We start from the raw sequence: 23,065 nt of genomic DNA, 5'->3' as shown, positions 1-23,065 counted from the left end.
ATCGTGGCTTTCTTTATTTTTAAATGGATGTTTTAAACATCATCGTAATCTACTTTTAAAGTAGGTGTTGTTGGGTGTGCTTGACAAGTAAGTATTAAACCATCTGCAATTTCACCATCCGTAAGAATCTGATTTTTTACCATTTCGGCTTTCCCTTCCGTTACTTTAGCAATGCAACTACTGCAAACCCCACCTTGGCAAGAGTAAGGAGCATCAATATTCTGTTTTAGTACGGCATCTAGAACAATTTCTTTCTTGTCCATAGTTAAAGTAAACTCTTCGTCATCAACTATAACAGTAACTTCCGTTTTACCATCGGCTTGTTCAGGTAGTTCATCCAAAATCTCTGTGGTGGTAAAAAGCTCAAAATGAATTTTGTCTTTTGGTATGTTGTTCTCCTGTAGCGTATCGGAAACTAAATGAATCATAGCTTCCGGTCCACAAAGGTAATACCCATCAAAATCTACATCTTTATGTTTGTTCTTTATGGCATAGTTAACCGTGGAAACATCAATACGGCCAAAAAGAGAATCATCTTCTTTGGTCTGGCTATTTATGAAATATGCACTGAAACGGCCTGCGTAATCCAATTCCAATTTTGCCAAATCCGTATAGAACATCGTTTCCTTTTGAGACTTGTTTCCATAAACAAGAACGAATTTATTATTTGGATTATCCGCTAGTACTGCCTTAGCAATGCTCAGAATGGGTGTAATACCGCTACCAGCAGCGAAAGCCGCTATGTTCTTAACTTTTCCAGTAGGTTTAAACGTAAATCTACCTTCTGGAGGCATGACTTCAAGTACATCACCGGTTTTGAGTTTGGTATGTGCGTAGTCTGAAAACCCGCCTTTATCAACTTTTTTTACGCCAATGGTAAAGCAATCACTCTTTGGGGAAGAACAAATTGAGTAAGCTCTTCTGATTTCTTTTCCTTTAAGCTCCATTTTAATGGTAATGTATTGCCCAGGAACAAAATCAAAAGTTTGTATAAGGTCTTTCGGTATCGTAAAGGTAATAGCAACCGAACTAGGAGTGAGCGGTTTGATGTGTTTTACGGTCAATTTATGAAAATGCACCATTTTATTATTTTTTGGTCTAATGTACCAGCAAAAATAAGCATTGATATAGCCATACGGAACGGAAATGATAAAAAAAGGAACTTAAATTCTATTTTTAATCTAGGGTGCTTTTTCTTGGCTATAAACTTAATAGTATAGCAGCAGACCATATTTATATTTTAACTGAAAAAACTTAGGTTACAAGTCATTTTGAAAATTAAATCTTCCTTTTTTTGTAACAAATCTTACCTTGGGAAACACTAACTTACCGCACAAGTAATATATTTCTTATGTTTAAAAGTTTTCTAAAGCTGCAGTGGAAATCTTTCTTTCGTTCTTCATCCATGGGCAAAAGCCTTGGGATTAAGATAGTAATGGGCTTTTTTGCACTATACTTTATAGGAATGATGGCCTTTATGGGGTCAACCGTGTTCTTTCTTTTGGAGAGGGCTATACCAAATTCAGACCCATTAGTTATTTTAAGTCAGTATTTAATGTACTGGGTGTTGGGAGAATTGCTCTTTAGGTATTTTTTACAAAAACTACCCGTTATGGACATTAAACCGTTTTTACTACTCCCAATTAAAAAAAGTAGTATAGCCCACTATATTTTAGGGCGTTCATCGGTTTCGTTTTATAATTTTTCGTCATTATTTTTCTTCTTGCCTTTTGGGATAGTTTTATTGATAGAAGGGTATGCTGCAATGCATGTCGTATTTTGGTTAATGGCAATTATTGGCATAGTTCTTACTATAAATTATATTAATTTTATAATAAACAAAAGCGAAAGAACTTTAGTTGGAATTGGCTTTTTGTTACTCGCTGTTTATGGATTGGAATATTTTAAAATTCTACCTGTAAAAGAGTATGCCGGCAAATTATTTTATGCGTTTTATGATAATCCATTGTTTGCTATTATCCCCTTGGTCACGGCAGGACTGTTTTATTATTTAAACTATTCTTTTATAAGAAACCGACTTTTTCTAGATGCTTCGCTGCAGAAAAAAACCGCTCAGGCAAATGCATCGGACTTATCATGGACCAAACGTTTTGGTGCTATTGCTCCATTTTTACAATTGGATTTGAAACTAATTTGGCGGAACAAGAGAACAAAGACACAGGTTTTCATGTCGTTGGCTTTTGTTTTCTACGGATTGTTGTTCTACGGTATGGAAGACATGGGCATGGGCTCTGGAATGCTGGTTTTTGTAGGGATTTTTATGACCGGTGTTTTTTTGATGAATTTTGGACAGTTCATTCCCGCTTGGGATAGTTCGTATTATAGTATGATGATGTCTCAGAACATTCCGCTCAGAAAGTATCTGGAATCTAAAGCAATGTTAATTTATGTTAGTATTGTCTTCATGTTTTTGCTTTCCATTCCCTATGTCTATTTTGGATGGGATGCTCTGGCTATAAATTTTAGTTGTGCTTTATACAATCTTGGAGTAAACGTTCCGGTAATTCTTTTTTTCGGCTCAAAGAATAAAAAACGTATCGATCTTAATAAGAGTGCTATGGGAAATATGCAAGGTATAAGTGCAACCCAGTTTGTGGTTGGTATTCCTTTATTTGGGTTGCCTATGATCATTTATGGCCTTTTTGCTTTTTTTGTCTCTTTTGAAGCCGCACTAATTGTATTATCGGTTCTAGGAGTGGTTGGATTTGTATTTAGAAATAAGATTCTAGACAGTATTACAAGGATATATCGCAAGAAAAAGTATGGAATGATCGCTGGTTTTAAAGAGCAGAATAGCTAGTGGCCTGAAATAGAAATAATAATAGAAGTATTAGTTATGATAATAGTAGAGAACCTTAAAAAAAAATACGTTGGTATAACCGTATTGGATATAGAACATCTGGATATACCAAAAGGACAAAGTTTTGGTCTTGTAGGCAATAACGGAGCAGGTAAGACTACCTTTTTTAGCCTTCTGTTAGATTTGATTCAGCCAACCACGGGCAAAATTATCAATAATCAGATACAAGTAGACCAAAGCGAAGTTTGGAAAAAGCATACTTCTTCTTTTATTGATGAAACCTTTTTAATCGGATACCTTACTCCTGAGGAATATTTCTATTTCATTGGGGAGTTACGTAATCAGAACAAAGCAGATGTTGATGCATTGCTCAATAATTTTGAGGACTTTTTTCATGGTGAGATTCTTAATCAAAGGAAATATTTGAGAGACCTTTCAAAAGGTAACCAGAAGAAGGTAGGTATCGTAGCTTCATTTATCGGTAATCCAGAAGTGGTTATTTTAGATGAGCCTTTTGCTAATTTGGACCCAACTACTCAGATACGTCTAAAGAGTATTATAAAGGATTTAGCTGCCAAAAAAGAGGTTACAGTTTTGGTCTCCAGTCATGACCTTATTCATGTAACGGAAGTATGTGAACGTATAGTAGTTTTAAATAAGGGTGAAATTGTAAAGGATATTGAAACTTCGGAAGCTACTTTAAAGGAATTAGAACTGTTTTTTAGTGGCGAAGAGGAGTTTCAGGAGAATATTTCAGCTTCCTAATACCACAACGCAAAACAGACTGTCCGGTCTTTTCTCCCTTTTTTGTTTTTCGATTTACAAAGAAGTGTAGTCGTTAATTGGTGGTTTATTTTATTTAAATGGTTGAAAAACTATAGTTTTAGATGTGGTTTAGGAAATTACAGACTGCTTAGTCGGTAAAAAATAGAAGTGCCAGTTTCACCTTCCAACAAACTTCACTTACTTTGCCATGTATTTTAGATGGTGTTTTAAACCAAGACTAACATTTGTTTAGTTTGTTAAAACGTTTTAACAAGAAAATAGGATTGGTAATCAGATCAAACCTACGTTTTTGTTTCTTTTGTAAACCCCGAACCTTAAACTTTTTATCGACCAACTGCATAATAATCCCGTTCTTTTTTAGTTAAAGTAAAGTACGTAGATATACAATTTTGAAGTCGCACTATAAACTTATCATATTTTCAATTCTTGGGGGCATCGTTTTAAATGCATGTTCAACCAAAAAAGACGCATTTATAAACCGTAACTGGCATGCGCTGAATACGAAGTACAACACCCTGTACAACGGAAATATTGCTTTTGAAGAAGGTCGTGAAGAACTCAATTTAAATTACAAAGATGATTATTGGGAAGTTCTGCCCATAGAACGGTTAGAAGTTACAGAAGACATCAAATTAGATTCTGAAGACAACAACCCCAATTTTATCATTGCCGAGGAAAAAGCAACTAAAGCTATTCAAAAGCATAGTATGGACATCAAAGATGAAGAACGTAATCCCCAAACGGATGAGGCTTTTCTTCTTTTGGGAAAAGCACGTTATTTTGATCAGCGTTACATACCCGCACTGGAAGCTTTTAACTATGTAATCAAAAAATATGATTACAGTGATAAGTTGAACGAAGCGCATATTTGGAGGGAAAAAGTAAATATTAGATTAGAAAATGATGAATTGGCCATAAAGAACCTTAAAAAACTTTTGAAGTTTGAGCGTTTGAGCGATCAAGAATATGCAGATGCTCGGGCCATGATTGCCCAGGCCTATATCAATGAAAAAGTTATTGATACTGCCGTACAACATCTAAAAGTAGCATCTCATTACACAAAGAAAAATAAAGAAAAGGGGCGCTATTTATACATTATTGGCCAATTATATAATCAAATGGGGCATAAGGACAGTGCAAATTACGCCTTTACCAAAGTAATTGAGCTAAACCGAAAATCACCTCGGGTATACATGATAAATGCTGAGATCCAGAAAATTCGCAATACAAAGATTACTTCTGAAAACAGTGAGGAAATGTTGGAGTTCTTAACCGATTTGGAAGAGAATAGAGAGAACCGTCCTTTTCTGGATAAAATTTATCGGCAAGTTGCAGAGTTTCATTTAGAGCAGAAAAACGATAGCATGGCTATTGTGTATTTCAACAAATCGCTCAGAGCCACTCAAAACGAGCCTAAATTAAATGCCCTTAATTATGAGAATTTGGCCGTCTATAATTTTGACCACAACGAGTATAAACTTTCTGGAGCGTATTATGACAGTGTAATAACCAATCTAGAAGAAAATACCAAGAAATTTAGGTCTACAAAGAAGAAATTAGACAATCTTGAAGATGTTATCAAATACGAGGATATTGCCCATCAGACAGATAGTGTTATTACAATTTATAACCTTCCGTTAGCTGAGCGTACCGCTTTCTTTGAAGATTATATAGCAGAATTACAAGCGGCAAAAGAAGCTGCTGCTAAAAAAGAAGAAAGAAGAATTACCAGTGGTTTTGCAGAATTTGCCAAGAGCAAAGGAGGCAAGGAGAACAAAGGCAAATTCTATTTTTATAACCTAACGAGCTTAGGATATGGTAAGAATGATTTTGTACAGAGGTGGGGAAAAAGAGTGCTAGAGGATGATTGGAGATGGAGCAATAAAAAAAGAGCTTTACCAAAGGAAAATTCGGATGATGCCCTTGCTGCAAATGATAGTATTTCTGGAGAAGTAGGTGAAGAAGAAAAATTCTCAATAGACTATTATCTAGATAGAGTACCAACGGATGTAGCGGTTATTGACAGTTTGAAAAACGAAAGAAATTTCGCGAATTATCAATTGGGATTGATTTACAAAGAGAAGTTTAAGGAGAACCTTTTAGCAGCGGCCAAGTTGGAAAACGTTTTAGATTCAGAGCCCGAAGAGCGATTGATTCTTCCTTCCAAATACAACCTTTATAAGATTTATGAAGAAGAGAACAGTCCGCTTTTAGCCGCTATGAAGGATAATATTTTAAGTAATCATGGTGATTCTCGCTATGCGGAAATTATTTTGAACCCTAGAGCGGTCTTGGAAGATGATGCAGACAGTCCGGATGCGCGTTATGCGGCCTTGTACCGGAAGTATAAGCAGCAAGAATACTTGGCGACGATTACAGGGTCTGAGGAGAATATAGAAAAGTACACGGGCGATCCGATTGTTCCCAAGTTTGAAATGCTAAAGGCCAATGCTATTGGAAGATTAAATGGGTTTGTACCATTTGAAGAAGCTTTGAACTACGTGGCACTGACCTATCCTAACAATCCGGAAGGGAAAAAGGCGGAGCAAATGGTTGCCGAGCAGCTTCCCAAACTGGCGGTAAAAGATTTTTCTACGGAACTTGGTTCATCCGGTACTGGAAATTGGAAAGTGGTTTTTCCGTTTAGAAGAAGTAACGATGAAATTGCCAAACGTGTAAAGAAAGCATTAGAAGATGCAATTATAGATTTAAGATACAAGAATGTGGTTTCAAAAGATATCTATACCTTAGAAGACCAATTTGTGGTAGTGCACGGATTTAAGTCTAAGGATTATGCGTTGGGCTTTGCCGAGCTTATAAAGTTTAATAAGGATTACCGCATTGAGAATGAGAATTTTGTAATTTTATCTACCAACTATAAAATAATCCAGGTACATAAAAACCTACAATCTTATAAAAATCAAATTTTAACCCCAAAACCTTAACAAATGTTTTCTGACAACAAAAAACCTAGAACTATGAACGAAATTGGCGCACAACCTAACAGAATTTCCAAGCACACAAAAATTAAAGGTGACATAGAATCTGAAGCTGACTTTAGAATCGACGGAAAATTAGACGGTAACGTAAAAACTACAGGTAAGGTAGTGATTGGTAAAGACGGCTATATTCATGGTAAAGTAGAATGTGTAAATGCGGATATAGAAGGCAGCTTTAATGGCGAGCTTTTAGTATCGGATTTACTTTCCCTTAAATCATCGGCAGTAATTGAAGGTACGGTTTCCGTAACCAAATTGGCTGTAGAGCCAGGTGCTACGTTTAATGCGTCATGTACCATGAAAGGTAAAGGTGGATCTTTAAATAGCGGGTCTAGTAGTTTTAAATCATCCCTAAGTAACAGTTCTAGTACGAGCAATGAAACAGCAAAAGCCTCGTGATAATTCAAATTTAATACGTACTGCGGCCAGTTTTTCGGGCATTGCCATACAAATGGGTGTTACCATCTATTTGGGCAATCTTTTGGGGGCCTGGCTAGATGTAAAGTTTGAAAAAACGTTTCTTGAGGATACATTTACCTTACTTGCCGTATTTTTGTCAATGTATATCGTCATCAAAAAAGTGATGACATTAAATAAATAGCATTGATCAAACAAATAGTACATTTTATGGTCGTGTTCATTTTGGTGGGCACGACCTCTTTTATTCTACATCAATTTTTATTGGGAGATACTGAACCGAGCTTCAATTCTCTACTCCAAAAAGCTTATATTTTTCACTTCGTTTTCTCTTTATCGGTAATTACTGCTTTTCAACTGCTTTCTAAGAAGGAAAGTTTTTTTGATCAGCTTGGTTTTATTTATATGGGGCTTTTGGTGTTCAAAATTGCCGCTTATACTGCTATGTGCTACCCCCAACTTATGGGAGATCAGTATTTACCGAGATTTTATAGGGCTTCTCTTTTAATTCCTGTGTTTGTTTTTTTAGTCCTTGAAGTATTTTTTGTTTCAAAAATTATGCAACGCAGATAGTTTCAAAAAATTATGGAATAAAAATACTTTGTATTACACTAAGATTACCTACTTTTGCGCAAAATTTCAGGAGCATAATTTTTTGATAAAAAATAATGAAGGAAGTTTCAAAAATGATCAGAACACTAGTATTGCTTTGTATATTCTGTATTTCTTTTCAAGGTTTTGCCCTTTCTGAGGGTGGCGATGAAGGAGCTGTAGACACAAAAGAAGAGGTGGACGCATACATTCAGCATCACATTAAAGATGCTCATGATTTTCATTTGTTTTCATACACGGGTGATAATGGAGAGCGTAAGCACGTAGGTTTTCCATTACCGGTTATTCTTTGGTCTAGTAATGGGTTGGTAACTTTTATGTCTTCTGAATTTCATCATGATGATGCCGGAAAGGTTGTTGTTGAAAAAGGTGGGTCTAAGTTCGTAAAGCTACATAGTAAAATATACGAGTTGAATGCGGGTGCTACCGAAGTTCAGTTTGATGAGCATCACCATGCAGAAAATGCGGCTAAGGTTTTAGACTTTTCAATCACCAAAAGTGTTTTTGGAATATTGTTGATCGGTCTTTTTATGCTTTGGGCTTTCTCTTCATTGGCTAAACAATACGCCAAGAAAAAAGTACCTACCGGTTTTGGTAGAGTATTGGAGCCTTTGGTAATCTACGTTAGGGATGAAATTGCTAAACCGAATATCGGTGAGAAAAAATACCGCAAATTTACAGGCTATTTATTGACTGTGTTTTTCTTTATTTGGATTTTGAACCTTTTGGGTTTAACGCCATTTGGTTTCAACGTAACAGGTCAGTTGGCCGTTACCGCTGCTTTGGCAATTTTCACATTGGTAATTTATACGTTTAGTGGAAACAAAGATTACTGGATGCACATGTTGTGGATGCCGGGTGTGCCTTTTTTGATTAGACCTATTTTGGCTATTATCGAATTGGCGGGTGCATTTGTAATCAAGCCATTTTCGTTATTGGTGCGTTTGTTCGCTAACATATCTGCAGGCCACATTGTGGTAATGAGTTTAATTGCCATTATGTTCACACTTAAGAAAAGCTTGGGTGTAGTTGGTGCAACAGGCCTATCATTGGTATTATCATTTTTTATCACGCTTATTGAAGTATTGGTTGCCTTTTTACAGGCGTATATCTTCACTATGCTATCAGCATTGTTTATTGGTATGGCCGTTGCAGAGCACGACCATGATCATGAGCACGATGCCAAAGGACATGAAGTTCCAGACGCGGAAGACGTTAGAGGGGATTTTATCTAAAAGAGAGTTTTTTAATTTAATTATATAAATCAATTACTATGTACAACTTAATTGGAGCTGGTTTAATCGTAATCGGAGCAGGTATCGGTCTTGGTCAAATTGGTGGTAAAGCAATGGAAGGTATTGCTCGTCAGCCAGAAGCAACAGGAAAAATCCAAACTGCGATGATTATCATTGCTGCACTTTTAGAAGGTTTGGCATTTGGTGCCTTGTTCTTAGGGAAAGCTTAAGAACTTAAAACCTAAAGGCATTTTCCTGCAACGGTTGGTTGCAGGAAATGTTTTTAATCAAGTTTAGAATTTTAAAGTAATATTATATATGGAAACTTTATTAAACGATTTTTCACCAGGCCTTTTCGTAGTTCAGACGATATTGTTATTAGGTTTAATTTTTCTATTGGTGAAATTTGCATGGAAACCGATCTTAACTTCATTGAACGAACGTGAGTCAGGTATTCATGATGCATTGGAAGCAGCTGAAAAAGCACGTGCAGAAATGCAGAACTTACAAGCAGATAACGATAAATTATTGAAAGAAGCTCGTGCGGAACGTGAAGCTATGTTAAAAGAAGCTCGTGAAATTAAAGATAAGATGATCACGGATTCTAAAGAGCAAGCTAAAATTGAAGGCGATAAAATGTTGAAGCAAGCTCAAGTTGCTATCGAAAGCGAAAAGAAAGCCGCCGTAGCGGATATTAAAAACCAAGTAGCTGAACTTTCTGTGGAGATTGCTGAGAAGGTTTTAAAAGAGCAACTATCCAACAAAGACCAACAGTTAAAATTGGTCGAAAGTATGTTGGGTGATGTTAAATTGAATTAAGTAGCTATATTGCTTTTTGTTAGACCGATGAATTTCGGATGGCAAAACAATAAAACAAGATAAAAAATGAGCGATTCTAGAGCAGCAATACGTTACGCAAAAGCGGTTTTGGACCTAGCGGTGCAGAACAAAGCTACGAGTGCAGTTGAAAAAGACATGCGTTCTGTTGTGGCAACTATTGCCGATAGTAAAGAGTTGAGGGCCATGTTGGCTAGCCCTGTAATAAACGGGGAGACCAAAAAGAAAGCTTTGTCTACCGTATTTAAGGGTAGCAATCAGGTTACTTTAGGTATGATCAACACACTTGTTTCAAACAAAAGAATATCTATTTTAAATGAAGTTGCTTTAAAATATATCATTCTTAATGAAGATTTAAAAGGAGAAGGAGTAGCCTACGTTACTACTGCTGTGCCGTTAAGTGCGGACCTTGAGAAAAAAGTACTGAAACAAGTAGCTCAGATAACAGGTAATGCGGTCACTATTAAGAATAATATAGATGAAAGCATTATTGGAGGATTTGTTTTACGAGTTGGTGATTTACAATATGACGCCAGCATTTCAAACAAATTGAATACGATTAAAAGAGAGTTTACAAGTAGTTTATAATAATAACAAGGGCTTAAGATATTTTTCTTGAGTTTTATGTCTTATATCTATAAAAATGGCAGGAGTAAAAGCCGCTGAGGTATCAGCAATTTTAAAGGAGCAATTATCAGGATTTGAAGCCACCGCTACATTAGACGAGGTGGGAACAGTACTGCAGGTTGGTGATGGTATCGCCAGAGTCTACGGTTTATCAAATGTCCAATACGGAGAATTGGTAGAATTCGAAGGAGGCCTGGAGGGTATCGTTCTTAACCTTGAAGATGATAACGTTGGTGTGGTTCTTTTAGGACATTCCAAAACTATTGTAGAAGGTGCTACAGTAAAACGTTCAGAACGAATTGCTTCCATAAAAGTTGGTGAAGGCATCGTTGGTCGTGTTGTAGATACCTTGGGTAATCCAATAGATGGTAAAGGACCTATTTCCGGTGATACATATGAAATGCCATTAGAGCGTAAAGCGCCAGGTGTTATCTTTAGAGAGCCTGTTACCGAGCCAATGCAATCTGGTATTAAGGCAATTGATGCAATGATCCCTGTGGGCCGTGGGCAAAGGGAGCTTGTAATTGGTGACCGTCAAACTGGTAAGACTACCGTTTGTATCGATACCATTTTGAACCAAAAAGAATTTTACGATGCTGGTGAGCCAGTATATTGTATATATGTTGCTATTGGCCAGAAAGCTTCTACCGTTGCTGCAATTGCGCAGACTTTAGAAGATAAAGGTGCTATGGCGTATACGACTATTGTTGCTGCTAATGCTTCCGATCCTGCTGCAATGCAGGTGTATGCTCCATTTACCGGTGCATCTATTGGCGAGTATTTCAGAGATACAGGTCGTCCAGCTTTGATTATCTATGATGATTTATCAAAACAAGCGGTTGCGTATCGTGAGGTATCTCTTCTTTTGAGAAGACCACCGGGACGTGAGGCTTACCCTGGGGATGTTTTCTTCTTGCACTCTAGATTGTTGGAGCGTGCGGCAAAGGTTATCAACGATGATAGTATTGCAAAGAACATGAACGATTTACCGGACGTGTTGAAACCAATGGTAAAAGGTGGTGGTTCTTTAACTGCACTTCCCATAATCGAAACGCAAGCGGGTGATGTTTCTGCATATATACCTACTAACGTAATTTCTATTACTGACGGACAGATTTTCTTGGAGCAGGATTTATTCAACCAAGGTGTAAGACCAGCTATTAACGTAGGTATTTCTGTATCTCGTGTGGGTGGTAATGCTCAGATTAAATCCATGAAAAAAGTAGCAGGTACTTTAAAATTGGATCAAGCACAGTTCCGTGAATTGGAAGCTTTTGCTAAGTTCGGTTCTGATTTAGATGCCGCTACATTAAACGTTATTGAAAAAGGACGTCGTAACGTAGAGATTCTAAAGCAGGCTCAAAACGATCCTTACACGGTAGAAGATCAGGTAGCCATTATCTATGCTGGTTCTAAGAACTTGTTAAAAGATGTACCTGTTGAGAAAGTAAAAGAATTCGAAAGAGACTACTTAGAGTTCTTGAACGCTAAGCACAGAGGTGTATTGGATACATTAAAGTCAGGTAAACTTACCGATGAGGTAACGGATGTTTTGACTGCTGTAGCAAAAGACCTTTCAGGTAAATATAGAAACTAGTAAGAAGTATTAAGTACCGAGTATTAAGTGCAAAGTAATTAGTACAAGAGGGTACGAACTGCGGACTGCTAAATGCTAAATACTATTTAAAGAATGGCGAACTTAAAGGAAATACGAAACAGAATAGCATCGGTATCATCAACCATGCAGATTACCAGTGCTATGAAAATGGTGTCTGCTGCAAAGTTGAAGAAAGCACAAGATGCTATTACTGCAATGCGACCTTATGCCGATAAGCTTACTGAGTTGTTACAGGGGCTAAGTGCAAGCTTGGATTCTGATTCTGGTAGTGTATATGCCAACAATAGAGAGGTGAACAAAGTTTTGGTTGTTGCTGTAACTTCTAACAGAGGTCTGGCCGGAGCTTTTAACTCTAACATCTTAAAGCAGTGTACCGTTTTAATTAATGAAAAGTACGCTGGTAAGCAGGTAGATTTTATTGCAGTTGGTAAGAAAGCCAATGATTTCTTGATTAAAAAGTCTAATGTTATTGCAAACCACAGTAGCATTTATGATGACCTGACTTTTGAAAACGTTGCTATTATTGCTGAAGATTTAATGGAGCAATTCACTTCAGGTAATTATGATCGTATTGAAATTGTTTATAACAAGTTCAAAAATGCGGCAACACAGATTATAATGACTGAACAGTTTCTACCTATTGTTCCAATTGAAGGAGCGGAAAACCTGAGCGCTGATTATGTTTTTGAGCCATCTAAGGTTGAAATCATTGAGCAGTTGATTCCTAAGTCATTAAAGACGCAATTGTACAAAGGTATCCGTGATTCTTTTGCCAGTGAGCACGGTGCACGTATGACCGCTATGCATAAAGCAACGGATAACGCAACAGATTTGAGAGATCAATTGAAGTTGTCTTACAACCAAGCAAGACAGGCTGCTATTACCAACGAAATCCTAGAAATTGTTGGTGGTGCGGAAGCCCTAAATAATTAAGAAATAGTTTTAAAGAATTATTTCAATAGTATTAAAAGCCTTGCATTATGCAAGGCTTTTCTTATTTGTAAAAAGAATACGAATTGTTAAGAGTCTTCGTTTATTAATAATACTAACCTCAAACAAAATCCACATGAAAAATGTATTTACCATTTTAGTCACTCTATTTTGTATTTCCACTTTACTTGCTCAAAAAGTAAAAGTGAAAAAGGATAAAATTTTAGTAGATGGCACAGAGGTAGGAATTATTGAGGCTATTGATAAAAAAGAAATTAAATATGCCATTAAAGACCTAGCTGGCGCAGAACTTTTTGAAGTTGATGTCGATATAGCGCCAGGTTCTACTAGGCCGTTTGAATATAATTGGATGACCATTAGTTCTAAAGATTATGAGCAGGTCAATGTCGTTGATTATAGTATGATTTCTATGTCCTTGAGTCACGCCAAGATAATCGCTGAAATTCTGACTAAGACCTACTTTATTTTCAGTGCTGAAGGCATAAATAAAGAAATGATTGCAGATTTTTTTGCTGAGCAACGAACAAGTAAATATAAAGAAGATGCCACAGGTGCTGGAGGCTTAGATATGGCTAATCAGGGCGAAGGTTTTAATGGAAAAGTTAAAGTTAAGAAGGGAGAAATACTCTTTGATAAAAACGCGGTAGCCCAGCTCAAAAATGTGGGAGATGGCTTATATGTGTTTTCAGCACTTGATGGTAGCGAAAAACTCAATGTGAAATATTTCTCACTTTATATAGATCAAGTGTTTGATAAAAAGTGGTTAGAAATTACGGATAGTAAAAATCGTATGGCAGAAGTTAAGATGGAGTATGTGTCCACTTGGAGCGGTTTAAACTTAGAGAAAGGAATAACCGAATTGCTTGCTAAGAAGTACAATTTAATTACTGAATCTGGCATTGAAAATCTAGATGTATTTTACGCTGTTGACAGAATAAAACTATCAGATGGTTTTCTAGAAGAGTATAACACTATTCAGGCTGAAAGAATGGAGAGAGTCAAAAATGTTGAGGCTAGGTTAGCACAATTTAGGGTGAATGAAGCAGGAAAAATAAGTATGAGTAATGATGGCAGTAACGCTGGATATTTCACCACGAATGGAAAGCCAATTCAGGCAACAGGGGGCATACGCAATTTAATGGCATTGGCCGATGTGAACGATAAAGTAATTGCGAAATTCGAAGGGGTAGATGCAAGTAACTATAAGGTAACTACTTTTGATAAAAAGCAATATGAATTCAATTCAAAAACGTTCAGACCTGACGGCAATGAAAAGGAATTTTTTGAAGAAGCGCTACTATTTATTATAATCGCTGGATATGATGATGCCTTAGAATATAGTATTCAGGGCTCTTTGAATAATCAGAGAGAGATAGCAGCAGATAAATACGAAGAAGACAAAGCTAATTCCTCAAATATTTATAACAATAAGGGTTATGTTATTGATAAAGACGGAAAGAAATGGGAGGGGACTTTAACCATAGAGTTTGAAAAATTTGAAAATCCGAATGCTGCTTCACAAGGGGGCAATATAGTCAATATTGATGGTGGTGAAACGAAGTATGGTAAAGAAGTAGTAGTACGTTACTTAAATGAAAAAGGCAAAACGCGTTCAAGGAAATTCAACTCTAAAAATCAGGAAGTAGTGGTTATCTACAATGAAGACGGTTCTGAGACGAAGTATGAGGGAATAAAAATTTCGCCTGATGATGCCTTAGATGTAATTGGAACCTCGGGGAATTTATCATTTAATTATTCTGGGTTTTATGAGATTTTAAGTGAAGATGAAACAGCCAAAATCTTAAGAAACCCAAAGTATGATGAATTGGGAATTAAATTAAAGAAAGAGGAAAAAGGATATTTTTTCAAAGGAAAACTACAAACAAAAAGAGCAGAAAAATTGTTAAAATATCTATCTGCTTGCTCTGATTTGCCTATCGAGATTAAAAAGTTAGAGTTTTCAAAAATTTCTGAAGTTGAAGAGCTTCTTAAATATTATAAAACCTCTTGTAACTAATTGACTAAGTTAACAGCTCAGCAAAGCTGAATTACAATACAAAGAAACCCCACAGAAATGTGGGGTTTCTTTTTTATAGAGTAGTCCCATTTTCCACTTTTTGCGTATGTACTGCAGAATACGAAAAGATAACTATCATGAAAAAATATATCTCCAGTTTAGGATTAAGTTTATTCATTTTTACGGCTTGTGGATCTACAAAGAGACTGGAAACTGTGGCGCCTTTTAGTTTAGGCGAAGCTTATGCGCAAAAATGGTCCATAGATGCGCCATCTGTGGCTGAAGGCTTCGAGTTAGTGGTTTCCGTGCTAAGTTTGGAGAATGCTAATGCCGATTTACAGAATGTATATTACAATGGAAAAATGGCTCCTATTTCTATTGAACTAACGGACAAAGGCATCATAGCGGTTGCGGAGTTTGGTAATTTAGTGAAAATTACAGAAGAGTTTCCTTTTGAGCTGACCGAAACCCAAGCGGTCATAAGTTATATGCAAAAGGATAAAGTCAGGTATTACCAAATCAATGGTATTCAAAAGAACCTTCCTATTTCGTATTCTGATTTGGACGAAAAAAATAGCCGCTAAAAAAAAGAAAAGCGTAGGGGTTCAACTTCCCTTTGCTACATCCCTTTAAATAGGTACTTTTGGATTTAAATACTTCGCTATTGAATCCGCTTAAAAAATTGTTCAAACAAACGGCTATCTACGGTCTTGCCACTGTATTGCCTAGAATGATTTCTTTCTTCTTGGTGAGGGTGCATACAGATGCTATGCCTCCAGAAATTTATGGCGAGTTGGCAGTTATATTTGCCTATTTTGCTATGTTCAATGTGGTCTTAGCCTATGGTATGGAAACTGCATTTTTTAGATTTTATAGTAAGTCAGAAAACAAGGAAACTGTAATATCAACTTCCTTAATGTCCATTTTGGGGTCTACCATGGTTTTTATGGTGTTTTCATTATTATTTCAGGATGGAATGGCAAGCCTTCTGAACATTGACCCTAAGTATATTAAATACGTCATTTTCATTCTTTCGTTAGATGCCCTTGTCATTATACCATTTGCATGGTTACGTGCCAATGAAAGACCGCTTAAGTATGCGGTGGTCAAGATTTTGAATGTGATAATCAATTTTGGATTGAATATATTTTTCCTTTTGGTATTGCCAAGTTTGGCAGCGGACAACCCTGATGGGCTATTTGCTTCGCTATACAAGCCTAATTTTCAAATTTCATACATAATCATAGCCAACCTTGCGGCGAGCGGCGTAACGCTCTTGTTGATGTTGAAGCCTTATTTGATCAGTCGCTATACTTTTGATAAGAAGCTTTGGGAGCAAATGATGAAATATGCGATTCCCGTATTAGTTGCAGGAGTGGCATTTACCATAAATGAGGTTTTTGATAGAGTTATGTTAGAGGCTCTTTTGCCAGAGGATATAGCCAATAAGGAAGTGGGTATGTACAACGCCTGCGTAAAACTGGCACTTTTTATGACTTTGTTTTCCACGGCGTTCCGTATGGGTATTGAACCATTCTTTTTTAGCCATGCAGGTACGGAGAATCCGCAAAAGGCCTATGCGCAGATAACTAATTATTTTGTGGTTCTAGGGAGTGTTATTTTATTGGGAGTCGTTGTTTTCGCTGATGTTTTAAAAATTTTATTTGTTAAAAATCCTGCGTATTGGGAAGCCATGTCCGTAGTGCCGATAATTCTACTGGCAAGTTTCTTTTTAGGGATCTACCATAACCTTTCGGTATGGTATAAGGTGACTGATAAAACGCGCTATGGAGCTTTTATATCGGTATTCGGAGCATTTATAACCATCGGTATAAATTATTTCTTTATTCCTCATATAGGATATATGGCAAGTGCTATTGCAACGGTAATGGCGTATGGTAGTATGATGGTGCTTTCGTATTATTTAGGAAAATCTCGTTATCCGGTTCCGTATAATTTTAGAAAAATTTTGTTCTACCTAGGTTTTTCAATTCTGTTCTCCGCTCTTTCGTTTTATGTTTTCGATAGGAATTTAATTATAGGTAGTATCTTACTTTTGTTATTCCTGGGGTTAGTTTACAAGTTAGAAAATGATAAGCTGAAAGAGATTTTCTTGAAACGTAAAAGTTAAGTCGGTCTTCAGGAAAACAACCGTATGGTCTCATATAAAAAACAACTAATTAGAGAATTCACTTTCAAATAAATAACATGCAAATAAAAATCATCAACAAATCGCAACATATTCTTCCGCATTATGAAACGGGAGCTTCAGCAGGAATGGATCTTAGGGCCAATATAACGGAAACGGTAACGTTACAACCACTGGAACGGGCCATTATCAAAACAGGCTTGTTTATTGAGCTTCCTGTGGGGTTTGAAGCACAAGTAAGACCAAGAAGTGGTCTGGCTGCTAAAAAAGGAATAACGGTTCTAAATGCACCTGGTACGATAGATGCTGATTATCGTGGGGAAATTGGGGTGATATTAGTTAACCTATCCAATGAAAGTTTCGCTATAGAAAATGGGGAGCGTATTGCTCAATTGGTAATTGCCAAACATGAACGTGCAGAATGGATGGAAGTGGAGGAGTTATCTGAGACCGCAAGAGGAGAAGGGGGTTTTGGGAGTACGGGCGTAAAATAACTTCGGGTTAAAAAAAAGTAAAAGCATAGGTGAGTATGAAAATAAGTTCAATATTACTGACTTTTTTTGGGGGATATTTATTTGTCTCTGCCTCCGCTTATGCTCAAGAATCACCCCAAATAGGAGAAAATCAAAGTGCAGAGGTTTTTTTAGAGGACTATTCAGATGATTTTCAAGAGAAATTTTTTGAGGCCATAAAACAAAAAGGTATAGAGAATTATGATCGAGCCATTAACCTCATGTTGGCCTGTAAACAGTTAGATGCAGAAAACTACGTGGTAGATCATGAACTTGCGCAATTGTACCTCAAAGAAAAACAATATGCGGTTGCTGAAGAACATGCGCTTACGGCGTTGTTGGCGGAACCGCATAATCTCTGGTATACCAATACCTATGTAGATATTTTGCAAAAACAACAGAAATCCATTGAAGGCTATAGGGCAAAATTACCTTTTAATAATGCTAAATTCAAAGAGAATTTGGCCTTGGTCTATTATAGAAAAGGAAGAGCCAAAGCTGCAAAGGCTATTTTGACGGAAACCCCAAAGTCTAATTTTACACAAATACTATCTGTTAAAATAGATGATTTAATTGAAGCACAAGAAGCTACAATTACTAGAAGTTCGTTCTCTGTTACAAACAATAATAGTTCTGAATCGGGTTCTTTTAAGCAGTATAAGGCACGTATTCAAGGTATGCTAAGGACTAACAACTACTTGGCTTTAGATCAAGTTGCAGAGGAAGCTTTGGAAAATTATCCCTCTCAGCCTTACTTTTATTATGCTCAGGGTTATGCATTCAATAAAAAGTCCAAACCTCGTGATGCTATTGAATCGTTGGAAGCAGGTTTGGATTATTTGGTTGGTGATATTGCATTGGCAAACAAATTTTATCAAGAGCTAGCAGATGCTTATAATTCCATTAACAATTCAGTCAAGGCAAATATGTATCTTCGTAAGATAAAACCTGGGTTTTAAATTTTACATAGATTATGGCGTTACCCTTACGAATTGCCTTGCGCTTTATGGTGCTGGTCTCAATTTCTTTTTTTATTTCTTGTAAAGCCAACAAAGTATTGGCCGATGGAAAAGTGGATGGTAATCTTACGGCAAAGGCCATTGTTAAAAGCCATTATGCAAATACCACCAATTTTAATACATTAAGCGGTAAAATGCGAATCGATTACTCTGATGGAGAATCATCTCAGGGAGTTTCCGTAAGCTTACGTATGGAAAAGGACAAAGCCATTTGGATGAGTGCACCGTTGGGCATGGTAAAAGCCTACATCACTCCAGGTAGAGTTACTTTTTATAACAAACTTCAGAATGAATATTTTGATGGGGATTTTGCCTATTTAAGTAAGTTCTTAGGAACAGAATTGGATTTTGAGCAAGTTCAAAACCTATTAATGGGTCAGGCACTTTTTAATTTGAGAGACGCAAAATATGATGCATCGGTAGTTAATGGAGATTATCAATTAAAACCTAAAAAAGCGATGGAGCTGTTTAAGGTGATGTTTCAAATAGAGCCCAAGAATTTCAAGATGGCTTCGCAACAACTTTCTCAGCCTTTAAAGAAAAGATTACTGCAGGTAAACTATACGGATTACCAGAAAATAGGAAAGTACATTCTTCCACAACGTATTGCAGTGGCTGCAATTGAGGGCGATGATAGAAATACGGTAGATATTGAATATAAGAATATAGAATTTGACCAACCCATGAACTTTCCGTATAAAATACCGAAAGGTTTTAAAGAAATTACACTAAAGGGAGATGCACGATAACAAGCATTATATCTTTGTTTTTCTTTTACTCTGTTTATTTGGAACGGGCTCTCTATTTGGCCAAAACGAAGAGCAGGAAGCGTTGGAGGCGAAGCGTGAAAAATTACAACAAGAAATTGAGCAGATTAATTACCTTCTTTTTGATCAGAAAAAAAAGAAAGGAAATGTAATTGACCAAATGGAAGCCTTGGATAACAAAATTAAGGTTCGTCAAGAGCTCATCAATATTACCAATAGACAATCCAATCTTCTCAATAGAAAAATAAATGCCAACATAAAGGTCATTTCCGGTTTAAGGAAGGAATTGGATGAGCTTAAGGATGATTATGCTATGATGATCCAAAAGGGCTATCAAAGCAAAATTCAGCAGAGTAAACTAATGTTCCTGCTGTCATCCGATGATTTCTACCAAGCTTTCAAACGTATCCAATATATTAAACAATACACTGAGTTTAGACGAAAACAAGGAGAGACAATTGTGGTTAAAACCGAAGAGCTCAGCAAACTTAATATAGGCCTTAGTGCTCAACAAAAAGAGAAAGACCGACTAGTGGCGGAAAACCTGAAAGCCAAAAAAGCCATGACTCAAGAAAAAGAGGACCATCAGGCTCTTTTAGGAACTATTCGTAAGAGTGAAACTAAATTTGCGGCACAGATCAGGGATAAGCAAAACCAGGCCAAGGAAATTGATCGTCAGATTGAGCGATTGATTCGTGAGGCCATTGCCGCAGCCAATAAGGATGCAGGTAAGAAGAGCAATGATCCTAGTAAATTTTTACTAACGCCCGAGGCTGCAATTGTAGCCAATAGTTTTACCGCTAACAAAGGCAGATTAATTTGGCCTGTGGAAAAAGGTTTTAAAAGTCAAGGTTTTGGTGTTTATGCAGATGCCATATATCCGGGTATAAAGCACCAGAGCAACGGTGTGGTCATCACTACGGACCAAGGCGCTAAAGCGCGCGCTATTTTTAGAGGTGAAGTTATTGCGATTCTATCTATTCCCGGGGGTAATAAAGCCGTTCAATTAAAACATGGCAATTTTATAAGCACCTACTATAACCTGGCAGTTTTATATGTTAAAAAAGGGGATCAAGTTGAAGCAAAGACAGAACTTGGTGAAATTTATACCAACCGATCTAATGGACAGACTAAATTGAAGTTTTACTTACACCAGAACACTTCAAAGTTGAACCCTGAAGAGTGGGTGTACCAATTATAAGATTATTATGAAGAAAATAACGGATTTACAGGGTACTTTTAAGCTTAGTAATAAAGTAGAGATGCCCTACCTAGGCTTGGGTACATATCAAGCGGATAACGAACAGGAGGTAGTTGACGCAGTAAAAAATGCACTTAATTTAGGGTATAGACATATTGATACGGCCTCAGCTTATAAGAACGAAGAAGGAGTAGGTAAGGGTATTCGGGAGAGTAATGTAGCAAGAAAGGATGTGTTTTTAGTTTCAAAACTTTGGAATGCGGATCAGGGTTATGAAAGTACATTACAAGCGTTTGAAGAGACTTTAGAACGCTTAGGGGTTGAATACCTGGATTTATACTTAATACATTGGCCTGTTGTTGGAAAATACAAGGATACATGGCGTGCTATGGAAAAATTATATCGTGAAAAGCGTATTAGGGCTATTGGAGTAAGCAACTTTTTACAGCATCACTTGGAAGACTTATTGGAGTATGCAGAAATTATTCCCATGGTCAACCAAATGGAGTTTCACCCTTATTTAGTACAGCAGGATTTAATTGATTTTTGTAATGTTAAAGGTATTCAGTATGAATCTTGGTCTCCTTTTATGCAAGGAAAACTATTTAGCCTAAAAAATGATATTTTCAGAGAGTTAACGGAAAAATACAAAAAGTCTATTGCGCAGATTGTTTTACGTTACAACTTGCAGAAAGGTATTGTTGCCATACCAAAATCGGTTCATGAAAATAGGATCAAGTCAAATGCCGATATTTTCGACTTTGAACTTTCAAAAGAGGATATATCTTATCTAGACAGCCTTGACAAAGGAGAGCGCATTGGACCTGATCCTGATAACTTTGATTTTTAATCGAATGTTACTCCGTAAACAGTGCTTTTAGTTCTGTTGCGTCGTGTGGTTTCATTTTTCCCGCCAAGACAAGACTTAATTGTTTTCTACGTAAAGCACCTTCAAAACGTTCTTGTTCAAGTTCTGTTTCGGGTTGTAAAGGAGGAACAACGGTAGGTCTTCCGGTATCATCAACCGCTACAAACGTATATATAGCTTCGTTCGCTTTAGATTTTTCACCTGTAAAACGGTCTTCCATCCACACATCAATATAAACTTCCATAGAGGTTTTAAACGCGCGTGAAACCGCTGCCTCAACGGTAAGTACACTTCCTACGGGTACGGATTGATTAAAAGCTACGTGGTTTACTGATGCTGTAACTGTAATACGTCTGCTATGACGTCGTGCAGCAATACTGGCGGCACGATCCATCCGGGCCAATAGTTCACCACCAAATAGATTATTAAGGGGGTTGGTCTCACTTGGGAGTACCATATCGGTTAGTACGGTTCTAGAATCACGGGGATAATTAGCGTGCATAAATCAATTTTTTTGCAAAGATACCTTTTTTAATGAGCATCATCGTAGAACCTTTTGCCAGTCACAAAAGGAGGAATTAAAAATTTGAAAGTTAGTTTCTTTCGCGTGAAGGCGTAAAATTGTGAGGTACTAGTGGCCTGACTTTAACCAAGCATCTTTTTGCGTACGCTTAATGTCACGTAATGCTTCAAGAGCCTTGTTAGAATCAGTAAAACTGTCATAAGCAACCAAATACAGGCCAAAAGGATTCGTGCCAATATAAGAAGGGTTATAACCTTTAAGTTTCAGCTGCTCTATCTTCTTATCGGCATTGGTACGGTATCTAAAGGCACCTGCAATAATATGATGCATGCGTGCTTCTGCAATACTCGTAATAGCTTTTTTTGAAGTATTTAGTGTAATGGTAGGCAACTCTAACGGCTGTGCATCAAAAAATGTAGCCTCTTGAATACGTTTTGAAACTTGCTGTTCCGCATCTTGGCGAGCTAACTGTTGGGTATTCTCGTTAGATTTATAAAATTGATATCCGGTAACACCTATTGTTAAAGCAATAAGTGCAACTGCAGCGTACTTTAAATAAGGTCGTATTGTAAGTGTTTCACGTTTTTCGGGGGTGAAGGCAAATGGGGTTTTTTCTTCTAATTGTACTACTTCCTCTTTTAAGACCTCGCGAGTTACGGGAGCCGATACAAAAGAAGACAATCCAAAAGAAGACGTTAAGTAATTCACATTACCAGATGGTTGAAACTGAATTTTATCTTCTGAACTATACCAAAGTGTACCAATATCGGCCAATTGTAATTGGTTGCCTTTTTTAAGGTTTGCTTTCCATTCAGTAACGATTTCGCTTACCTCCTTTAGCATTTCCTCAAAAGACATATTTTCTGCCTCAGCAGCGTAAGAAACCAAAAGTCCGTCGTTTGACAACAGTTGTTGGTTGAACGAAACGGTCTTAACCGGTGGGTAAAAAGTATTGGTGCTCTCATGTATAACAGCAGATTTCTGCTCTGTTAAAAAAGCTCCAAAACCTGGTACAACCACACAGTTGTAGCGATACATTAACTCGGAAATATAGCGTTCTAGTCCCATAGTACGCAAATATGGAGAAAATTAAAGGGTGACACCAG

The 23,065-nt window shown here is 36.9% G+C and carries 23 protein-coding genes; 20 read left to right on the top strand and 3 right to left on the bottom strand.

Annotated elements, in window-relative coordinates:
• Window positions 1-32 precede the first annotated feature (32 nt).
• On the bottom strand, window positions 33-1,082 hold the full coding sequence (locus KO521_RS16050) for a ferredoxin--NADP reductase (protein ID WP_215940927.1): 1,050 nt from the start codon (window positions 1,080-1,082) through the stop codon (window positions 33-35).
• 269 nt (window positions 1,083-1,351) lie between these two features.
• On the opposite strand from KO521_RS16050, the gene KO521_RS16045 reads away from it, so the two are divergent.
• The 20 genes from KO521_RS16045 to KO521_RS15950 all read left to right on the top strand — a co-directional run bounded on the left by KO521_RS16045 (window position 1,352) and on the right by KO521_RS15950 (window position 21,418).
• The gene (locus tag KO521_RS16045) at window positions 1,352-2,821 is read left to right on the top strand and encodes a DUF5687 family protein (protein ID WP_215940926.1); all 1,470 of its coding nucleotides are present in this window, start codon (window positions 1,352-1,354) and stop codon (window positions 2,819-2,821) included.
• Between the two features lie 36 nt (window positions 2,822-2,857).
• Window positions 2,858-3,586: an ABC transporter ATP-binding protein gene (locus KO521_RS16040; protein ID WP_215940925.1), complete on the top strand. Its 729-nt coding sequence runs from the start codon at window positions 2,858-2,860 to the stop codon at window positions 3,584-3,586.
• Between the two features lie 410 nt (window positions 3,587-3,996).
• Window positions 3,997-6,552, top strand: coding sequence for a tetratricopeptide repeat protein (locus KO521_RS16035; protein WP_215940924.1), 2,556 nt, complete (start codon window positions 3,997-3,999; stop codon window positions 6,550-6,552).
• 3 nt (window positions 6,553-6,555) lie between these two features.
• Window positions 6,556-7,005: a bactofilin family protein gene (locus tag KO521_RS16030; RefSeq protein WP_215940923.1), complete on the top strand. Its 450-nt coding sequence runs from the start codon at window positions 6,556-6,558 to the stop codon at window positions 7,003-7,005.
• Complete coding sequence (locus KO521_RS16025; protein ID WP_215940922.1) at window positions 6,983-7,207, top strand: AtpZ/AtpI family protein; 225 nt, start codon at window positions 6,983-6,985, stop codon at window positions 7,205-7,207. Before KO521_RS16030 ends, KO521_RS16025 begins: the two co-directional genes overlap by 23 nt.
• Window positions 7,208-7,209: 2 nt before the next feature.
• Complete coding sequence (locus KO521_RS16020) at window positions 7,210-7,596, top strand: DUF6168 family protein (RefSeq protein WP_215940921.1); 387 nt, start codon at window positions 7,210-7,212, stop codon at window positions 7,594-7,596.
• Between the two features lie 95 nt (window positions 7,597-7,691).
• Window positions 7,692-8,870 carry a F0F1 ATP synthase subunit A gene (gene atpB, locus KO521_RS16015; protein ID WP_215940920.1) on the top strand — a complete coding sequence of 393 codons (1,179 nt, stop codon included), beginning with the start codon at window positions 7,692-7,694 and terminating at the stop codon, window positions 8,868-8,870.
• Between the two features lie 38 nt (window positions 8,871-8,908).
• On the top strand, window positions 8,909-9,100 hold the full coding sequence (gene atpE, locus KO521_RS16010) for an ATP synthase F0 subunit C (RefSeq protein ID WP_076453121.1): 192 nt from the start codon (window positions 8,909-8,911) through the stop codon (window positions 9,098-9,100).
• An 88-nt stretch (window positions 9,101-9,188) separates the two neighbouring features.
• The gene (locus KO521_RS16005) at window positions 9,189-9,689 is read left to right on the top strand and encodes a F0F1 ATP synthase subunit B (RefSeq protein WP_215940919.1); all 501 of its coding nucleotides are present in this window, start codon (window positions 9,189-9,191) and stop codon (window positions 9,687-9,689) included.
• A gap of 66 nt (window positions 9,690-9,755) precedes the next feature.
• Window positions 9,756-10,295 (top strand): ATP synthase F1 subunit delta, encoded by a 540-nt coding sequence (gene atpH / locus KO521_RS16000; RefSeq protein ID WP_215940918.1) that lies wholly within the window; start codon window positions 9,756-9,758, stop codon window positions 10,293-10,295.
• Between the two features lie 55 nt (window positions 10,296-10,350).
• Window positions 10,351-11,931, top strand: a complete 1,581-nt coding sequence (atpA, locus tag KO521_RS15995; protein ID WP_215940917.1) for a F0F1 ATP synthase subunit alpha — start codon at window positions 10,351-10,353, stop codon at window positions 11,929-11,931.
• Window positions 11,932-12,024: 93 nt separating this feature from the next.
• Window positions 12,025-12,885: an ATP synthase F1 subunit gamma gene (atpG, locus tag KO521_RS15990; RefSeq protein ID WP_215940916.1), complete on the top strand. Its 861-nt coding sequence runs from the start codon at window positions 12,025-12,027 to the stop codon at window positions 12,883-12,885.
• 133 nt (window positions 12,886-13,018) lie between these two features.
• Window positions 13,019-14,920: a hypothetical protein gene (locus KO521_RS15985; protein ID WP_215940915.1), complete on the top strand. Its 1,902-nt coding sequence runs from the start codon at window positions 13,019-13,021 to the stop codon at window positions 14,918-14,920.
• Window positions 14,921-15,057: 137 nt separating this feature from the next.
• The gene (locus tag KO521_RS15980) at window positions 15,058-15,504 is read left to right on the top strand and encodes a hypothetical protein (RefSeq protein WP_215940914.1); all 447 of its coding nucleotides are present in this window, start codon (window positions 15,058-15,060) and stop codon (window positions 15,502-15,504) included.
• An 80-nt stretch (window positions 15,505-15,584) separates the two neighbouring features.
• A complete protein-coding gene (locus KO521_RS15975) occupies window positions 15,585-17,051 on the top strand; it encodes a lipopolysaccharide biosynthesis protein (RefSeq protein ID WP_215941561.1) in 1,467 nt (488 codons plus the stop codon).
• Window positions 17,052-17,128: 77 nt separating this feature from the next.
• Entirely contained in the window at window positions 17,129-17,563 is a 435-nt protein-coding gene (gene dut / locus KO521_RS15970; RefSeq protein ID WP_215940913.1) for a dUTP diphosphatase, read from the top strand.
• Between the two features lie 35 nt (window positions 17,564-17,598).
• On the top strand, window positions 17,599-18,540 hold the full coding sequence (locus KO521_RS15965; RefSeq protein ID WP_215940912.1) for a tetratricopeptide repeat protein: 942 nt from the start codon (window positions 17,599-17,601) through the stop codon (window positions 18,538-18,540).
• 14 nt (window positions 18,541-18,554) lie between these two features.
• Window positions 18,555-19,349, top strand: coding sequence for a DUF4292 domain-containing protein (locus tag KO521_RS15960; RefSeq protein ID WP_215940911.1), 795 nt, complete (start codon window positions 18,555-18,557; stop codon window positions 19,347-19,349).
• Complete coding sequence (locus KO521_RS15955; protein WP_215940910.1) at window positions 19,339-20,568, top strand: murein hydrolase activator EnvC family protein; 1,230 nt, start codon at window positions 19,339-19,341, stop codon at window positions 20,566-20,568. Before KO521_RS15960 ends, KO521_RS15955 begins: the two co-directional genes overlap by 11 nt.
• A gap of 7 nt (window positions 20,569-20,575) precedes the next feature.
• Complete coding sequence (locus KO521_RS15950; protein ID WP_215940909.1) at window positions 20,576-21,418, top strand: aldo/keto reductase; 843 nt, start codon at window positions 20,576-20,578, stop codon at window positions 21,416-21,418.
• Between the two features lie 7 nt (window positions 21,419-21,425).
• Here KO521_RS15950 and KO521_RS15945 read toward each other — a convergent pair whose 3' ends face one another.
• A complete protein-coding gene (locus KO521_RS15945; protein ID WP_215940908.1) occupies window positions 21,426-21,938 on the bottom strand; it encodes an acyl-CoA thioesterase in 513 nt (170 codons plus the stop codon).
• A gap of 129 nt (window positions 21,939-22,067) precedes the next feature.
• Entirely contained in the window at window positions 22,068-23,027 is a 960-nt protein-coding gene (locus KO521_RS15940) for an SPOR domain-containing protein (protein WP_215940907.1), read from the bottom strand.
• Window positions 23,028-23,065: the final 38 nt, after the last annotated feature.

Origin of the sequence: Zobellia uliginosa (assembly GCF_018860745.1) — a bacterium.
In the GTDB taxonomy this organism is placed as follows: domain Bacteria; phylum Bacteroidota; class Bacteroidia; order Flavobacteriales; family Flavobacteriaceae; genus Zobellia; species Zobellia uliginosa_B.
This window is presented reverse-complemented; position numbering and strand designations above follow the sequence as displayed.

Coding starts and splice junctions, on each gene's coding strand:
- KO521_RS16050 (WP_215940927.1), bottom strand. CDS start 1,082: ATGGTGCATTTTCATAAATTGACCGTAAAACACATCAAACCGCTCACT.
- KO521_RS16045 (WP_215940926.1), top strand. CDS start 1,352: ATGTTTAAAAGTTTTCTAAAGCTGCAGTGGAAATCTTTCTTTCGTTCT.
- KO521_RS16040 (WP_215940925.1), top strand. CDS start 2,858: ATGATAATAGTAGAGAACCTTAAAAAAAAATACGTTGGTATAACCGTA.
- KO521_RS16030 (WP_215940923.1), top strand. CDS start 6,556: ATGTTTTCTGACAACAAAAAACCTAGAACTATGAACGAAATTGGCGCA.
- KO521_RS16025 (WP_215940922.1), top strand. CDS start 6,983: ATGAAACAGCAAAAGCCTCGTGATAATTCAAATTTAATACGTACTGCG.
- atpB (WP_215940920.1), top strand. CDS start 7,692: ATGAAGGAAGTTTCAAAAATGATCAGAACACTAGTATTGCTTTGTATA.
- atpE (WP_076453121.1), top strand. CDS start 8,909: ATGTACAACTTAATTGGAGCTGGTTTAATCGTAATCGGAGCAGGTATC.
- KO521_RS16005 (WP_215940919.1), top strand. CDS start 9,189: ATGGAAACTTTATTAAACGATTTTTCACCAGGCCTTTTCGTAGTTCAG.
- atpH (WP_215940918.1), top strand. CDS start 9,756: ATGAGCGATTCTAGAGCAGCAATACGTTACGCAAAAGCGGTTTTGGAC.
- atpA (WP_215940917.1), top strand. CDS start 10,351: ATGGCAGGAGTAAAAGCCGCTGAGGTATCAGCAATTTTAAAGGAGCAA.
- atpG (WP_215940916.1), top strand. CDS start 12,025: ATGGCGAACTTAAAGGAAATACGAAACAGAATAGCATCGGTATCATCA.
- KO521_RS15985 (WP_215940915.1), top strand. CDS start 13,019: ATGAAAAATGTATTTACCATTTTAGTCACTCTATTTTGTATTTCCACT.
- KO521_RS15980 (WP_215940914.1), top strand. CDS start 15,058: ATGAAAAAATATATCTCCAGTTTAGGATTAAGTTTATTCATTTTTACG.
- dut (WP_215940913.1), top strand. CDS start 17,129: ATGCAAATAAAAATCATCAACAAATCGCAACATATTCTTCCGCATTAT.
- KO521_RS15965 (WP_215940912.1), top strand. CDS start 17,599: ATGAAAATAAGTTCAATATTACTGACTTTTTTTGGGGGATATTTATTT.
- KO521_RS15960 (WP_215940911.1), top strand. CDS start 18,555: ATGGCGTTACCCTTACGAATTGCCTTGCGCTTTATGGTGCTGGTCTCA.
- KO521_RS15955 (WP_215940910.1), top strand. CDS start 19,339: ATGCACGATAACAAGCATTATATCTTTGTTTTTCTTTTACTCTGTTTA.
- KO521_RS15950 (WP_215940909.1), top strand. CDS start 20,576: ATGAAGAAAATAACGGATTTACAGGGTACTTTTAAGCTTAGTAATAAA.
- KO521_RS15945 (WP_215940908.1), bottom strand. CDS start 21,938: ATGCACGCTAATTATCCCCGTGATTCTAGAACCGTACTAACCGATATG.
- KO521_RS15940 (WP_215940907.1), bottom strand. CDS start 23,027: ATGGGACTAGAACGCTATATTTCCGAGTTAATGTATCGCTACAACTGT.